Genomic DNA, 16,000 nt, shown 5'->3' on the forward strand with positions numbered 1-16,000 from the left:
TCCATCGTCCCCACAACCCATCACCCTTAACCTCGACAAGTCCAAAATGTGGAAATACTTACCCGAAGGCTGGCCCACTGAAACCCAACTACAAGGATGGAATGCAGACGGAGTTGTCCAAGCCTACAAAGCTGGCGTTCAAAACCTGCAAGCACAACTCCAATCATCCCCTATCCTTAATCATTCCAACCCCGCGATATCTGCCCCCGACCGGGCTTACTTTGACCATAATATTTACATGTCCTATGCCTATGTCCTTGCCTTAGCCTCACAACACAAGGATAAACTATCTTTATTAGATTGGGGAGGGGCAATAGGTCAATATTATCTTATCTCAAAGAAACTAATGCCAGAGGTTTCATTTGACTATCACATCAAAGATGTCCCCCTACTTTGTCAAGAAGGGAGTCAACAGTTTCCCGAAATAAAATTTTATAGTAACGACAAATGTTTAGACCGTTCCTACGACTTAGTGTTAGCCAGTGGCTCCCTACAATACTCACAAAATTGGCAAAGTGTCTTCAAGCAATTAAGTCAATCCGCCTCTCCTTACCTTTACTTGACTCGAATTCCAGTCGTTCAACACCACTCTTCTTTCGTAGTTGCCCAAGCCGTATATAACACCATCCATGCTGGCTGGTTTCTCAACAAAAACGAACTCCTAGACATAGCCCAAAAATCAGGATTACGACTCTTAAGAGAGTTTTCTATCGACATTCCCTTCCAGCCCAGCGGTGCGCCCGAAGCCTGCCAACAAGCTGGATTTCTCTTCAAACAACAAAACCGAATACCAACCCAGCCATCAAGCCAGACCCTCTTTTAAGTGTAGACTAGACCTGCTCAACATGAACCTAAACTCCCTCTCTCAGTTCAACCACAAGAAAGCCCTCATCACCGGTGGTTTAGGATTCATCGGCAGCAACCTCGCTCACCGTCTCATTGACCTCGGTGCCAAAGTTCTCCTCGTGGACAGTCTCATCCCCGAATATGGCGGCAACCTCTACAACATCCAATCCATCCAAAACCAAGTCAAAATCAACATCTCCGACGTTCGAGACGAACATAGTATGCGTTATCTCGTGCAAGGACAAGACTACCTGTTTAACCTAGCCGGTCAAACCAGTCATCTCGACTCCATGCACGACCCCTACACCGACCTAGACATTAACTGCAAAGCCCAACTCTCCATCCTAGAAGCCTGTCGCAAATATAATCCAGACATTCAAATCGTCTTTGCCAGCACCCGACAACTCTACGGCAAACCGGACTATCTCCCCGTTGACGAAAACCATCTCGTCCGCCCCGTCGATGTCAATGGCATCAACAAAATGGCAGGAGAGTGGTATCACATCCTCTACAACAACGTCTACGGCATCCGAGCCTGTGCTTTGCGCCTCACCAACACCTATGGGCCACGAATGCGTATCAAAGACGCTCGCCAGACCTTCCTCGGAATCTGGATACGCCTCCTGATTGAAGACAAACCCTTTGAAGTCTGGGGGGGAGAACAACTCCGAGACTTCACCTACGTCGATGATGCCGTCGATGCCCTCCTCAAAGCCGCCCTAGCCCCAGAAGCCAAAGGCAATATCTATAACCTTGGCGGGAACCAAACCCTCAGTCTTAAAGAAACCGCCGACATCCTCATTGCCGCCAACCAGGGAGGCCACTACCACATCCGCGAATTTCCCCCCGAACGAAAATCCATTGACATCGGCGACTACTACAGCGACGATACCCGAATTCGTAGCCAACTCCAATGGCAACCCCAAATCCCCCTCGAACAGGGTCTCCAACAAACCCTCACCTATTACCGACAACATCTCCCCCATTACCTCTAATCCAGACTCATGACCGTCACCCCCATCCCTCAAACTAACCCCAAAGCCAGTTACCTTTCCCACAAAGCAGAAATTGATACCGCCATCCAGCGCACCCTCGATAGTGGTTGGTACATTCTCGGCTCAGAAGTTCAAGCCTTCGAACAAGAATTTGCCACCTACATTGGAACCCAACATGCCCTAGGCGTATCCAGTGGAACCGACGGCATTGAACTCGCCCTACGGGCCTGTGACATTGGCAGCGGTGACATCGTACTCACCACCTCCCATACCGCCGTTGCCACAGTTGCGGCAATTGAACTAGCTGGGGCCACCCCCCTGCTCATTGACATCAATCCCAAAACCTTCAACCTTGACCCCAACCATCTCCAACAGACCCTGAGCCAACTCCAGAAACATCCGCACCTCGGGCAACCCAAAGCCATCATCCCCGTCCATCTCTATGGCCATCCCGCCGACCTAGAGAGCATCCAAACCATCGCCCAACACCACCAACTCCGAATCATCGAAGACTGCTCCCAAGCCCATGGAGCTACCCTCAACAACCGCCGCCTAGGAACCTGGGGCGACCTCGCCGTCTTTAGCTTGTACCCCACCAAAAACCTAGGAGCCTTCGGAGATGCCGGCATCATCGTCACCCAAAACTCTCAACTCATCCAGAAACTGCATAGCCTCCGTCAATACGGATGGGGAGAACGTTACATCAGTGACATCCCCGGCATGAATGCCCGCTTAGACCCCCTGCAGGCCGCCATCCTACGAGTCAAACTCCAACATCTTGATGCTGACAACCAGCGTCGCCAAGACATTGCCCAACAGTACAACCACACCCTGAGCCACCTCCCTCTGCAACTGCCACAGACGGCCTCCAACGCCAGCCACGTTTATCACCAGTACGTTATTCGCACCCCCGAGCGAGACTCCCTGCGAACCTTTCTCAAAGAGCGTCAGATTGGAACCCTCATTCACTATCCCCTTCCCGTCCACCAACAACCCGCCTACCAAGGACGAGTCACCCTAGAAGGAGCGTCCCTGCCACAAACGGAACAAATTTGTCGGGAGATAGTCAGCCTACCCATGTATCCCCAACTAACCGACCTAGAAGTCCAGCGTATCAGTGATACCATCATAGACTGGACTCAACAGGCAAACCTCTAACCCCGAACCTCGGATGCGATACTTCTGCACTTATTTCGACCATCGTTACCTACCCAAAGGACTCGCCCTCTATCAGTCACTACTCCAACATTGTTCAGACTTTGAACTGTGGGTTTTATGTCTCAGTCCAACCTGTTACGACAGTCTTACCCAGCTTAATCTTCCCGAAATTAGACCCATTAAACTCCAAGACCTAGAAGCAGCCGACCCAGGACTCCGCCAAGCCAAAAATAATCGCACCCTAGTCGAATATTACTTCACCTGTACCCCTTGCCTACCTCGTTATCTCTTTGCCCAGAACCCCAATATAGACCTAATTACCTATCTCGACTCCGACTTATTCTTCTTCTCTAGCCTTGACCCCCTCTACCAAGACTTAAGTCACAGCTCCATCGCCATCATCGAACATCGCTTTCCCCCGAAACTTGCCAGCCTAACCTTTAACGGAATTTATAACGTCGGTTGGGTTTCATTCCGAAACGATAAGTCCGGCTTAGACTGTCTCAACTGGTGGCGCGAGAAATGCCTAGAATGGTGTCATGACTACCACCAAGACGGCAAATTCGCCGACCAAAAATACCTCGATGACTGGCCAAGCCGGTTCCAAAACGTCATTGTTCTACCTCACAAGGGAGCCAACCTTGCGCCCTGGAACGTTGACCACTACAACATTGAACTAAAAAATAACCAGTTTTGGGTTGACGAGCAACCGCTCATCTTCTATCACTTTCACGGCTTAAAAGAAGTTGAGCCGGGTCGTTACGATACCCACCTCGGCTTTTACCGAGTCGAAAAAAATCATAAAACCCTATCCCTTCTCTACAACGGCTACATCCAATCCTTATGCCAACTCAAGCAGAAAGTTGCTCCCTTGCTTCCAGAAAGCTCAGAAGAAAACGTGCGTTATAAAAAAATACCCGCCTGGATCAATCTGGACAACCAAAGCTCTGAATCTGATTACAAAACCCAAACTTCTAAGCTCATTTCCGATGCCATCATGGCGATAGAAAAAGCATTTTCTATCCCTTCTAGTATCGAACCAAATCATTCCTCTACTCTATCAAGACCCACTGAATTCTAAACAAAACCCAGTGTTTCCTCCTCAAGCCGTCCCCCACCCATGCGCCAACTCTCCCCCCTTGCCCAAACCATCAAACAACAGCACCTCACCTATCTCTCCGATAAAAAACTCCAACATCTCGAACAATGCCTAGACAATGCCTAGAACAGATTAACCAGAACCAAACCCAGGGCGACATCATCGAAGCCGGTATCGCCCTAGGAGGTTCCGCGATTCTCCTCGCCCGTCTCATGCCCCCCACCGCCGAATTTCATGGTTACGACGTCTTTGGCATGATTCCACCCCCCTCCCCCAGAGACGACCCCAAATCCCACCAACGATATCAAATCATCGCCCAAGGAGCCTCTCCCGGACTAGGAGGACATCGCTATTACGGCTATGAACCCAACCTCTACCAGAAAGTCCTCGACCACTTCCAAGCCTTTGGCCTGCCCCCCAACAGCCCTCGCCTTCATCTTCACCCCGGATACTTTGAAGACACCCTAACATTTTGCCCCGACCAACACATCGCCCTAGCCCATATCGACTGTGACTGGTACGACTCCGTCAAAACCTGCCTAGAGCGGATTTATCCCGCTCTCAGCCCTGGGGGCTATCTCATCCTAGATGACTATTATGACTACGGTGGCTGTCGCCAAGCCACCGATGAATTCCTAGCCAAACACTCCGACCTGCAAATCGTCCTCTGCCAAGAAAATCTAGTCCTACAAAAAATCAGCCCCGACGACACTCCAGCGAATCAGGTTGTATTTTAATTCCTTTATAATGAAGTCCCATCATACCCAACTCTATCAAACCTTTCTATCAGCCCTCAGCCCCTTAGAATCTATTAAAAACTGCATCTTAATCGACTGTCCCAACCATCTCAACATCGGCGACCATCTCATTTGGCTAGGGACACTCCTCTATCTGCAAGACATTAGCAAAACTCACATCACCCAAATTAGCAGTTCCGACGACCTCAGCCCCGACCAACTCTCCCAACAGCCTCACCTGCCCATTCTCTTTCATGGTGGCGGCAACCTCGGAGATTTATGGCACTATTATCAACAAGTCAGAGAAACTATCATCAGCCAAAACAAACAGCGACCCATTTACATCCTCCCCCAAACCATCTACTTTCGCGAGTCTCGGAACCTAGAAATCGCCAAACAATCCTTCAACAGCCATCCCGACCTCACCCTATTTTGTCGCGACCAAATCAGCTATCGCCTCGCCCAAAAGCATTTTGATAACTGTAAGCTTATCCTCGCCCCGGATATGGCCTTACAACTCCTCAACCCCATCTATAACCTCCCCGACCTCTACCATCCTCAGCCCACCACATCCCCCTTATATCTACAACGACGAGACCAAGAAGATACCCAAACCTTATCCAACACCCTCAGCCAAACCCTCGCCCAACACTGCCACATCGAAGATTGGACCAGCCTCAACCTAAAAAGCCCATTCCTCCTTATCCGTCAGGTTCTCTCCCATCGTCCCCTCCCCGAAATCAGCCGTCATCCCATCTACCGTAAACTCCAACATCTCCCCACTCCCAGCCAACAAATTCTCACCGCCAACCTTCTCTATCTCGGCATACAGCAATTATCCCAATATCCCCTCATCATTACTAATCGCCTTCACGGTCACATCCTCGCACTACTGCTCCGGCGACCCAACATCCTTCTCCCCAACTCCTACCCGAAAAACCAAGCCTTCTATCACACCTGGACTCACCCAGACCCAGACAGTCAGTTTTGCGAAACTTCCACCGAAAAACCAAGCCTTCTATCACACCTGGACTCACCCAGACCCAGACAGTCAGTTTTGCGAAACTTCCGAACAACTCCTACAATCCCTAAACGCCTTGCAGCCAAGCCTCTAAGTCCCTTCCACCACCATGACCCCCTAAACAACTCCTACAATCCCTAAACGCCTTGCAGCCAAGCCTCTAAGTCCCTTCCACCACCATGACCCCCTCTCACCTACCCGGAATTGCCGTCATCAGTTGCTGCATGAACCGCAACGACAACCTGAAACAAGCCCTCAGCAACTGGCTACAATTTCCCGACATCAAAGAAATCATTATCGTCGACTGGTCGTCCGAGAGACCCGTCTCCCAAACTCTCGCCCACCTCACAGACCCTCGCCTCAACATTGTTCGAGTCGAAGGAGAACGCCATTGGATATTATCCTACGCCTTCAACCTAGCCGCCAGTCTCGCCTCTGAACCCACCCTGCTCAAACTGGACGCCGACGTTCTCCTGCACCCGAATTTCTTTCAACAGCACCCCCTCCCTCCCCATCACTACTGGGCCGGAAATTGGCAAACCGCCAAAGCCGGATGCTTAAGTGGCGTTCTCTACATTCATCGTCAGGACTTTTTCGCCGTCAACGGTTACAACGAATTCATTCGCACCTACGGCTGGGACGACATGGACCTCTATCAGCGACTCGACCATCAACCCCATCTCCGCCGAGGTGATTTAGATACCCACACCACCTCCGTCCTCGACCATTCGCCAACCCTCTCCTTTTCCAAACAGTCCTTGCAGGTGGCGCACCCCGACCTCCAGCACCATCTCAGCCGACGGTTACTGGTCAAAGAACGGGAATTTCAGAATCGTAAAAATAAATATATCAGTCAAGCCTATCCTTGGGGGACCGACTATCAGCGAGCCAGCTACCAAAACCAGGGGTCTTATCTCACCCGCATCAAAGAGCAAGAATACCCCATTCCCAACGCCGTCTTAGCCCAAGCCGAACACCAAGCCCTCTACGACTGCCTCAGATTCACATACAGCGTTCTTCCCTCCCAACCATCCTCCCCAACCAGCCTACTCAGTGACTATCTCCAGCAGGTATTTGCAAGCCTAAAAACCAGCGGTCAACTCCCCGAAAGCATCAGCCTCAGTCCCGACGAAGAAAAACAGTTTTATTACGAAGCCCTAAAACAAACGCCCCATTGCTCTTATCTCTATGGAGCATTAGGTCAACACTTCCTGCGACACAATCAGCCCGAATTAGGACTGAGGGCAAATCTCCATGCCCTACAATATAACCCCAGCCAAGAGCAGCCCTATCACGTCGTCTTTCATCAGCTCTCCACCCCCAGCCCATGACCCCCTGGACCCTTCAAACTCCCGTTATCCTGCTCATCTTCAACCGTCCCGACACCACCGAACGGGTCTTTGAAGCCATCCGACAAGCCCAACCCACCCAACTCCTCATCATCGCCGACGGTCCCCGTCCTGACCATCCCCAAGACGCCCACCAATGTGCCGCCGCCCGCGAGATTATCAACCACGTCGACTGGGACTGCGACCTTCTCAAACACTACTCCCAGGAGAACCTAGGCTGTCGCCGCCGCGTCTCCAGCGGACTAACCTGGGCCTTTCAGCAGGTTGAAGAAGCCATTATCCTCGAAGATGACTGTCTCCCCCATCCCAGCTTCTTCCGGTTTTGCCAGGAACTTCTAGAAAAATACCGAGATGAGCCACGAATCATGTCCATCTCCGGCAACAACTTCCAGTTCGGTCAACGGAGAACTCCCTATTCCTACTATTTTTCCCGTTACAACCATATCTGGGGTTGGGCGACTTGGCGACGGGCCTGGCAACAGTATGACCTGAGCATGAAGGCTTGGCCAAAACTCCGGTCATCGGACTGGCTACAAAATAAACTCCAGCATCCCCAAGTAGCACAGTATTGGTCGCGTATTTTTGACATGGCCTATCAGGGATTTGACACTTGGGATTATGCGTGGCTGTTTGCTTGTTGGTATCACGAGGGTCTGATTGCACTCCCCGAAGTTAACTTAGTCTCCAACATTGGCTTTAACGACCAGGCTACTCACACTAAAACCAAGAGTCGATTGGCTGATATTCCTGTTCAAGCTGCGGAGTTTCCTTTGTCTCACCCAGAGACGCTTCAGCAGAACCTTGAAGCAGATGCTTTCACAGAAAAATACATTTTCAGCGGAGCTGATATGGCAACCAAAGAAACCACTTCGAGCATTCAACTTGAACAGGAGCTTCAAAAAATTTACCAAGCCCTAAACCTCCTGAATCAACGGCAAGTCATACAATCTCATCAAATTCAGCATTCACTAGCAAAGCTACAAGAATCCATCGGACGATTAGAAGCTAGACAGGTTGATTATTTCTATGATGCCCAGCATAAAAATACAATTCAAGACTATGAATTTCAAGTCTTCTCACAATGGGGGGAAGATGGTATTATTCAGTACCTTGTGAAAAACTTAAATATCACTAACAAAAAATTTGTTGAATTTGGTGTTGAAAATTATAAGGAATCAAACACCCGTTTTTTGCTTCTGCATGGTAATTGGTCAGGATTAGTGATGGATGGAAGTGCAGAGCGAATCTCTCAAATTTATGCAGACCCAATCTGTTGGCAACATGACTTAAAAGCTCTTCATGCTTTTGTAACCCGAGAGAACATCAACCATCTCTTGTCTAGTCAGAATGTAACCGGAAATATTGGACTGTTGTCGATTGATGTTGATGGAAATGATTATTGGATTTGGAATTCAATCAACGTGGTTGACCCAGATATTGTTGTTATCGAGTATAACTCGCGGTTTGGCTCTGAGAAGGCCGTAACAGTTCCTTATAATCCCGAGTTTATGAGGACAAAAGCTCACCACTCCAACATTTATTTTGGGGCATCTCTGAAGGCACTCTGGCTCTTGGGTCAAGAAAAAGGCTATGCGTTGGTTGGCTCTAATCGTGCGGGCAACAATGCCTTTTTTGTCAAAGAAACTCTTAGACCATCCTGGATGAAATCTTTAACTGTTGAAGAAGGGTATGTTGCCTCAAAGTTTCGTGAATCTAGGGACTCTCAGGGAAAACTTGCCTACCTTTCTTGGGAACAGGAGCAAGAAATATTGCAGCAGCTCCCCTTAGTTGATGTGGAAACAGACCATCTACCTGACTCAGATTATAGTCATCAAATTCTTAAGACAGATGCAAGCGAAAAGACAGTTTTCTGAGCATTGCTGCACTAACCAACAAAGCCTATAGTCGTTAATTGTCTGTTAATTGTCCGTCAATTGTAAGACACAACTAGAGTATCCTTTTGATTTTCCAAGTTTATGAGTTTTCCTAAAGTTATCATTGATGCCGTATTTTTCCAGATTCACCAGACCGGAATTGCCCGACTCTGGCAGTCTTTACTCGAAGAATGGTCAACCTCCGACTTTGCCCAGAATCTGTTGATTTTAGATCGAAACCGAACCGCCCCTCGGTTTCCGGGATTGGAGTACCTAGACCTGCCCCCCTATAGCTATCAAACCATAGAGGGCGATCGCCAACAACTACAAACCATCTGCGACCAACACCAGGCCCAACTGTTTATCTCCAGTTACTACACCACCCCCCAGTCCACCCCCTCCATTTTCATGGCCTATGACCTCATCCCAGAGCGTTTCAACTACAACTTAAACAAGCCCATGTGGCGAGAAAAAGTCCGCGCCGCCCAACAAGCCAGCGGCTACATTTGTATCTCCCAAAACACCGCCCAAGACCTACAACAGTATTACCCCAACTCCCATCAAAAACCCATCAAAATTGCCCCCTGTGGCAAAAGTCAGCAGTTCTACCCCGCCCCCACCGCCGACATCGAGGCCTTCAAACAACACTTCAACATCCGCAAACCCTACTTTCTCCTCAGCGGCTTGCGGTCCAAATACAAAAACCCCGAACTCTTCTTCAAAGCCTTCGCCCAACTCCCCAACAAACAAGACTTTGAACTGGTTTGCACCGGCACCGACACCGTTCTCGAAACCCACCTACAACCCTACGTTCAAGACACCCAAGTTCACCTCCTCTACCTCAACGACGACGACCTCCGAAACGCCTACTCCGGCGCCACCGCCCTCGTCTTCCCCTCCCAATACGAAGGCTTTGGCCTGCCCGTCCTCGAAGCCATGGCCTGCGGCTGTCCCGTCATCACCTCCCCCACCTCCTCCCTACCCGAAGTCGCCGGAAACGCCGCCCTCTACGTCCAACCCAACGACGTTCAAGGGATGCTCCAAGCCCTCCAACACATCCAATCCCCCGAGCAGCGCCAAGCCCTGAAAAACTTAGGCTTAAAACAGGCCCAGAGCTTCTCATGGGGTAGGATGGCAAAAGAAATTCGTTCGTTTTTGACAGAGATGGCACAAACAGAGAGTCCCACCCCCCAATCCACCTCCACCTCCATTCCCACCCCCACTCTCGATAACCCCCGCCAACTCCGCCGCCACCTCACCCAGCAGTGGCTCAACCTGCCCAACGACCAACTCGAAACCCACTTCAACAGCCAACTCGGGCAACTCCACAAAGCCCTCTGGCAAAGCGGCCTCAAAAACGAACCCCTCACCCCCGAAGACCGCCAGACCATCGCCCAACTCAGCCAAACCCTCAGCCAAGGCCTACAAGCCCCCGGCGCCCTGCAAGCCTTTCTCTGCGCCACCCTCTACGGCTACCCCCACCAATTCAACATCCAGTACCACAACGCCCCCATCCCCAACTGGATGACCGAACTCTACCTCACCTACCTCTTCGAGTCCCCCCGCCTCTTCAAAGACCTCGGTGAAGTCAACCAATACCACCACTACCTCAGCCAGTGGCTGACCTACCTCCAACAAAAACTGCAACAGCAGCCCAACAGCCCCGCCAGCCAACTCCTGGCCAAAGCCTTCGCCAACCTTGCCAACCTCACCCCCCTCTGCTTCAGCGACCAAGACCAACGGGCCGTCCAAGAAACCCGAGCCGCCATCCTCGAACAGTACCTCGAACAACAAGGCTGCCAACTCGACCATCAGTTCCCCCCCCGTCCCGACAACCGCCCCATCCGCTTCGGCATCCTCTGCCTCAACTACCTGCCCTCCGCCGAAACCTTCACCACCATCCCCGCCTTCGAACACCTCGACCGCAGCCAATTCCAAATCCACCTCTACGCCCTGCAACAGACGGGCCATCCCCACGAAGACTACTGTCGCCAGCGGGCCGACCACTTCACCGTCCTCCCCGCCGACAACCTCAGCGCCATGGCCCAACGAGTGCGCCAAGATGACCTGGATATCCTCCTCATCGGCACCAACATCACCGCCCGCTCCTACCCCCTGACCCTGCTGAGCCTCCATCGCCTGGCCCGCATCCAAACCACCGGACTCTCCGCCCCCACCACCACCGGGATGCGGAACCTAGACATCTACCTAGGCGGCTCCCTCACCGCCACGGACTCCAGCCAGTACAGCGAACGCCTCGTCACCATCGAGGGGTCCGGACTCTGCTTCCAATTCCCCCCCGACCACGACCAACCCAGCGTCAACCTCAACCGCGCCAACTGGGGTCTCCCCCCCGACACCACCGTCTTCATCTCCGGGGCCAACTTCCGCAAAATCAACCCCGAACTGCGGGACACCTGGGCCAAACTCCTGGCCCGCCTCCCCAACTCCATCCTGGTGCTGTACCCCTTCGGTCCCAACTGGGGGCGACATCCCCAACTCGAGACCCCCTTCTTCCAACAGATGCAGCAGGCCCTCCAACGCCACAACGTGGACCCTCAACGACTGCTGCTCATCAAAACCCTGCCCAACCGCGCCGACGTGCGCCTGGCCCTGCAACAAGCCGACATCTATCTCGACTCCTTCCCCTACTCCGGCGCCGCCTCGGTCCTCGACCCCCTGCGGGTGGGACTGCCCATCGTCGCCCGAGAAGGGTCAGAACTGCGCTTCCGGCAATCCGCCGCCCTACTGCAGGAACTGGGCCTCCCCGACCTCATCGCCCACAGCGACGACCACTATCTCGACCTGGCCGTCCAACTGGCGCAAAATCCCCAATGGCGACAGGCCAAACAGCAACAACTCCAAACCGCCATGGCCCAAACCCCCCCCTTCCTAGACAGTCGCGCCTTCAGCCAGAAAATCGCCCAAGTGCTGCAAGACCTCGTCCAAGGTCACCCCAGCGACGCCCCCACCCCCCCGAGCAACGACGACCATCCCAGCAGCCAAGCCTTCATCAACCGCACCATCGGCTGTTGCAACATCTACTACATCGACCCCACCGAACAGCCCATCATCGAAGAATTGCGGCAACTGCGGCGGCAACTGGTCGACCACTGGCTCACCCTGCCCAGCGACCAACTCTCGTTAGCATACAACAGCGAAATTGGCAAAGCATTTAAAGCCATCTTAAAAAGTAACCTGCAAAGCGAACCCCTCACTCCCGAGGAACAGCAGTATCGCCAACAGTTAACGGAACGGGGCGCAGGACTGGCCACCCCTCAGTCCTTAAATGCCCTCATGGGGGCCATGCTCTACTACCCCGCCGACGAAATGAAAGTGCGGGATGCCCAGACTCGGCTCCCAGACTGGCTCTACCCCGACTACGCCGCCGTCTTCGAGAGCGAGCCAAGCCCCGACCCTGTTGCCCCCGCACCCAGTCCCACCCCGACTCCCCAGAGTCCCATTATCGGCGCCACGGTTCCCTCTCAAGCCTTCTCCCCAGACTTGTTACGGGCCTTAGAGGCGGCCCTGAACCAATACGAAGCCGATCCCACCCAGCCCGAGGTTATTCTCAACCTGCGCAATCTGCGCCACCAACTGATTCTCAACCTCGCCAGTCAACCCTTGGAGACGGTGGCCGTCCATTACGGCAGTGACTTCGGTCGGGTGTATCGGAAACTCTTGCGCAGTGGCTTCCAGAAACAGCCCCTCGCGGATATTGAAGTGCAAACCCGAGACAAACTGGCAGAAGCATGGAAAACCCGTCATGCTCAGGAGGTCAACGCCATGATGGGGTTATTCCTCTACTTCCCCCCCGGAACCCTCAAAATTCAGGAACCCACCACCCGCCTGCCAGACTGGCTCTATGGAGATTATCAGGCGGTCTTTGAGGCGGCTCTCCCGGCAGACGGCGTTGCCAAACCCGTCTCTGCTGAGCAAGTGCCTCCCCCGCAGCCGGCCGCCACCACGCCCCCCCTGCCAGACTATCCCGTGACCAGTCCCAATTTCCTAAATCGCCTTTTAGGAACGGTGAATCTCTATCAAATCGACCCCAACGATGCCACAGTCCTCGGGGAATTGCGCCAAATTCGCCGTCAGTTTGTGGACCATTGGCTGACCGTGCCCCAAGGGGAGTTAGAGCGAATTTACTTCGAGGATTTGGGACGGGGCTATCGCATTCTCCTCACCAGTGGTTTCCAGAAACAGCCCCTCACCCCGGAGGAACAGGCCTATCGTCAGGAATTAACCCAGAAGGGGTCGGGGTTAACGGAACCCCAGTCCTTGAATGCCCTCATGGGGGCGATGTTGTACTACCCCACCGACCAATTACGAGTCCAGGAGGCAGCAACACGGCTTCCGGCCTGGTTATTGCCGGATTATGAGGCAGTGTTTGAGGGCAAAGTGCAGCCGCCCTCCTCGGCCCAGCCCCCGAGTCCTGAGTTTGTGGCTCAGGTGTCGGAATTGGTGCAGCGGTTGCAGCAGAACCCCAATGATGGGGCGGCCCTGGTGCGGTTACGGCAAGCGCGGCAGCAGTTGTGTCAGTATTGGCTCAGTTTACCGGCGGACCAGTTGCCGGGGGCCTATGCAGGGCCTATGGGTGACGTGCAGCGGTTGTTGATGAACAGTGGGATGCAGCAGTTGGCGAAGACGGCGGCGGAACAGTCGTTGTTTGAGCAGTTGGGGGCGGAGTTATCCCAGGGGATGAATCGTCCGAAGTCCCTGCAATGTTTCTTGGCGGCGATGTTGATTTGTCGGGCGGACCAGTTACGGTTGAGTAGCGCCCATGGGTTGTTGCCGACTTGGCTGATTGGGGATTATGAGCGGGTGTTTTTGGTGAAGGGTTAGTCTGTGGGGGCTTAGAAACTCGGTGTCTTTGGAGACACCGGGTTTCTGGGTTTGGGGGTGAAGAGTTTGCTAATACCATTTTTCAAAAATTGTGCCATATGTCTGTAGGGGCGAACCCTTGTGGTCGCCCTCTTCGGTTTGTATGTCTGGCAAGGATTTCAAAAAATGGTATAAGATTGGCATGATGCTTGAGGTAATGCGATGAAAGTTTTTGAAGGGATGGCTAAGGTTGACGATCGCGGTCAATTGTTTTTAGATGAACCGTTAAGCCTAAAATCACAGACTCGCGTCAAGGTTATTCTCTCGATAGACGACGATGAGGCAGATTCTGATGATACTCCAGTGGAGGAGGTTCAAGGGAGTTTAAAACAAGCATTGCAGGAGGCGAGGGCAGGAGAACGAATCCCCTTGGAGCAGATGTGGGAGGGGATTGATGCCGAGTAATTCTGAACGGGTAACCATCAATTTAACCCCTGAATATCGTAAGAGTCTCAAAAAATTAGCTAAGAAATATCGGAATATTCGTTCAGATACGCAGGGGTTAATCGAAAGATTACAACAAGGGGATATCTTGGGCGATCGCATTTGCGGTTTTGGCGAAACCCTCTGCATTTATAAGGTTAGAGCGAAAAATAGTAATATTCAGAAAGGAAAAAGTTCGGGATATCGTATTCTCTACTTGTTGGAATCGGGAAATTGTATTTTATTGTTAACCATTTATAGTAAATTGGAACAGCAAGATATTAGCAATGCTGAAATCCAAGAGATTTTAGATAATTGTGATCAAGAAACATGAATTAAGGGAACGGTGGGGTTCCTGGGGGCGGTGCGTTCCGGCAAGTTTGAAAATTGGGGTCGTGGCTTCGAGGTGGCTCGATGCCGGGACGCACCCTTGTATATTGAGAAACATAGTAGACCGCCGCACCCTAGGTCGGAAAAGGCCGCTTGGTAGCATGGGTCACTACAAGGTAATCTTCTCGACTGAACTCGAACAGTCGCCTGGGTCAAGGACGTCCGAAATTTCGGTTCATCCCAAAGACCGTATCAGGCAAGGATGAGTGAAATTGAGAAGATGTCTTGTTCATCTTAACAGAGCTAATTTAGGAGAACCTATCATGTCAAAGACACCTCAGTGGATCGGAGTTGACGTGAGTCAACAGACTCTGGATGTTTACATTCGTCCATTGGGAAAAGCCATCCAAATCCCCAACAGCCCGACCCAAATTGCCCAACTCGTCGAGTCTTGGCAAAACGAGCGGATCGAGCGAGTTGTGGTCGAAGCGACTGGGAAACTAGAAAGGGAACTGGTCATTCAATTACAAGAGGCCGAGTTCCCCGTTTCAGTCATCAATCCCCGCCAAGGTCGAGATTTTGCCAAAGCTACTGGTCGTTTAGCTAAAACTGACGCGATTGATGCTCAAACATTGGCGTATTATGGCGAAGCCCTAAAGCCCCCGGTTCTAGCATCGAGCTCGGCTGAGACTCGTCAACTACAAGAGTTAACGAGTCGCCGGCGTCAGCTCATTGAGATGCAAACGGCTGAGAAAAATCGTTGTCGTCGCGCACGTGGCAAGGCTTTGGTGGATATCGAGGCTCACCTAGACTATCTCAGGGGACGTCTCGAACAACTCAACGCCGAGATTGAGGAATTGACTCAGAATTGTGCGGAATGGTCATCAAAAGTCGAATTACTTAAAACCATGCCCGGCATCGGTCAAGCGATTGCCACTACCTTGGTTTCTGACCTACCCGAACTGGGTCAACTCAGTGCCAAGAAAATTGCTCGCTTGGTCGGTGTAGCACCCCTGAATTTTGACAGTGGCAAGTACAAAGGTCAACGAAGAATTCAAGGAGGTCGGGCACCGGTCCGAGCAATTTTGTACATGGGGGCCGTTGTGGCCATGCGACACAATCCAGCTATCAAAGTTTTTTACGAACGCCTCGTCAAAAAAGGCAAGCCGAAAAAACTAGCTTTAACAGCCTGTCTGCGTAAACTTCTGGTCATGTTGAATGCGATGGTTCGAGATCATCGACCCTGGCAGTATTCAGAAAGCCCAGCAGCTCGTCCTTAGCCAC

12 protein-coding genes are annotated in these 16,000 nt (G+C 52.0%); all 12 read left to right on the forward strand.

Annotated elements, in window-relative coordinates; all coding sequences use genetic code 11:
• The first annotated feature begins 46 nt into the window (after positions 1-46).
• Positions 47-823, forward strand: a complete 777-nt coding sequence (locus L855_RS04300; protein ID WP_159784591.1) for a methyltransferase, TIGR04325 family — start codon at positions 47-49, stop codon at positions 821-823.
• 22 nt (positions 824-845) lie between these two features.
• Positions 846-1,841, forward strand: a complete 996-nt coding sequence (locus L855_RS04305) for an NAD-dependent epimerase/dehydratase family protein (RefSeq protein ID WP_159784594.1) — start codon at positions 846-848, stop codon at positions 1,839-1,841.
• A 9-nt stretch (positions 1,842-1,850) separates the two neighbouring features.
• Entirely contained in the window at positions 1,851-2,999 is a 1,149-nt protein-coding gene (locus tag L855_RS04310) for a DegT/DnrJ/EryC1/StrS family aminotransferase (RefSeq protein WP_159784597.1), read from the forward strand.
• 13 nt (positions 3,000-3,012) lie between these two features.
• The gene (locus tag L855_RS04315; protein ID WP_159784600.1) at positions 3,013-4,080 is read left to right on the forward strand and encodes a glycosyltransferase family protein; all 1,068 of its coding nucleotides are present in this window, start codon (positions 3,013-3,015) and stop codon (positions 4,078-4,080) included.
• Positions 4,081-4,205: 125 nt separating this feature from the next.
• Positions 4,206-4,835, forward strand: a complete 630-nt coding sequence (locus L855_RS04320; protein WP_219729864.1) for a TylF/MycF/NovP-related O-methyltransferase — start codon at positions 4,206-4,208, stop codon at positions 4,833-4,835.
• 10 nt (positions 4,836-4,845) lie between these two features.
• A complete protein-coding gene (locus tag L855_RS04325; protein ID WP_159784603.1) occupies positions 4,846-5,997 on the forward strand; it encodes a polysaccharide pyruvyl transferase family protein in 1,152 nt (383 codons plus the stop codon).
• 38 nt (positions 5,998-6,035) lie between these two features.
• Positions 6,036-7,187, forward strand: a complete 1,152-nt coding sequence (locus L855_RS04330; protein ID WP_159784606.1) for a glycosyltransferase family 2 protein — start codon at positions 6,036-6,038, stop codon at positions 7,185-7,187.
• The gene (locus L855_RS21095; RefSeq protein WP_192924993.1) at positions 7,184-9,079 is read left to right on the forward strand and encodes a glycosyltransferase family protein; all 1,896 of its coding nucleotides are present in this window, start codon (positions 7,184-7,186) and stop codon (positions 9,077-9,079) included. The genes L855_RS04330 and L855_RS21095 overlap by 4 nt, the downstream gene beginning before the upstream one ends.
• 102 nt (positions 9,080-9,181) lie before the next feature.
• On the forward strand, positions 9,182-13,924 hold the full coding sequence (locus L855_RS22160) for a glycosyltransferase (RefSeq protein ID WP_159784609.1): 4,743 nt from the start codon (positions 9,182-9,184) through the stop codon (positions 13,922-13,924).
• A gap of 201 nt (positions 13,925-14,125) precedes the next feature.
• Entirely contained in the window at positions 14,126-14,368 is a 243-nt protein-coding gene (locus L855_RS04345; RefSeq protein ID WP_159784612.1) for a type II toxin-antitoxin system RelN family antitoxin, read from the forward strand.
• Positions 14,358-14,720 carry a type II toxin-antitoxin system RelE/ParE family toxin gene (locus L855_RS04350; RefSeq protein WP_159784615.1) on the forward strand — a complete coding sequence of 121 codons (363 nt, stop codon included), beginning with the start codon at positions 14,358-14,360 and terminating at the stop codon, positions 14,718-14,720. Before L855_RS04345 ends, L855_RS04350 begins: the two co-directional genes overlap by 11 nt.
• A 319-nt stretch (positions 14,721-15,039) precedes the next feature.
• A complete protein-coding gene (locus L855_RS21100; protein WP_192924994.1) occupies positions 15,040-15,996 on the forward strand; it encodes an IS110 family RNA-guided transposase in 957 nt (318 codons plus the stop codon).
• Positions 15,997-16,000: the final 4 nt, after the last annotated feature.

Source organism: Sodalinema gerasimenkoae IPPAS B-353, from assembly GCF_009846485.1.
In the GTDB taxonomy this organism is placed as follows: domain Bacteria; phylum Cyanobacteriota; class Cyanobacteriia; order Cyanobacteriales; family Geitlerinemataceae; genus Sodalinema; species Sodalinema gerasimenkoae.